We start from the raw sequence: 1,022 nt of genomic DNA on the forward strand, positions 1-1,022 counted from the left end.
AATCAGAATGTCGCGGTGAATGCGTTCCCGGGTCTTGTACACACCGCCCGTCACACCATGGAAGTTGGGGGCACCCGAAGTCGGCTATCTAACCGTAAGGAGGAAGCTGCCGAAGGTGAAATCAATGACTGGGGTGAAGTCGTAACAAGGTAGCCGTATCGGAAGGTGCGGCTGGATCACCTCCTTTCTAGGGAGAAACGGTTTAACTTACACTGTGTAGTTTTGAAGGATCAATTTGCTTCGCAAATTAATCCGGCGCCAACCAAATTTCAAAATGGAAATTTTGGAATTTCGGTTGCTTAAAGGATCAAACCTTCAAAACTTGTATTTTGAGCAACAAAAGTTATGAACGATAGTGAATAACTTTGTTGGCGAACTACTTTGAACAACAGAAATTATGAACAATAGTGAATGATTTCGTTGGTGAACTACTTTGCACCTTGAAAACTGAACAATGCATATAGAACAAAAAAATCTCAACGAAAGTTGAGTTGCGTATCAATCATCAAATCAAGCTTTGCTTGAAAGATTGAATGATCGCTTAAATGAATCATCTAGATCCTATGATTTACAAGGTCAAGTTATAAAGAGCATAGGGCGGATGCCTTGGCACTAGGAGTCGATGAAGGACGTAGTAAGCTGCGATAAGCATCGGGGAACCGCAAGCAGGTTTTGATCCGGTGATTTCCGAATGGGGGAACCCAGCTAGGGTAATACCTAGTTACCCACTACTGAATAAATAGGTAGTGAGGAGACAGACCAGGGGAACTGAAACATCTAAGTACCCTGAGGAAGAGAAAGAAAAATCGATTCCCTAAGTAGCGGCGAGCGAAAGGGGATAAGCCCAAACCTAAGGAGTTTCTCTTTAGGGGTTGCGGATATACTCATTAAGAATGAAGAATTTGTAGCCGAAGAGATCTGGAAAGGTCTACGATACAAGGTAATAGTCCTGTAGGCAAAACTTAGACGAATTCGAGTATAATCCAGAGTACCACGAGACACGTGAAACCTTGTGGGAAGCA

The 1,022-nt window shown here is 43.1% G+C and carries 2 rRNA genes; both read left to right on the forward strand.

Annotation, left to right across the window (positions count from 1 at the left end):
• Positions 1-187, forward strand: a 16S ribosomal RNA gene (locus EV214_RS18555); the annotation flags it as partial.
• Between the two features lie 387 nt (positions 188-574).
• Positions 575-1,022: ribosomal RNA gene (locus tag EV214_RS18560) — 23S ribosomal RNA — on the forward strand; the annotation flags it as partial.

The organism is Marinisporobacter balticus (assembly GCF_004345705.1).
GTDB lineage: Bacteria > Bacillota > Clostridia > Peptostreptococcales > Thermotaleaceae > Marinisporobacter > Marinisporobacter balticus.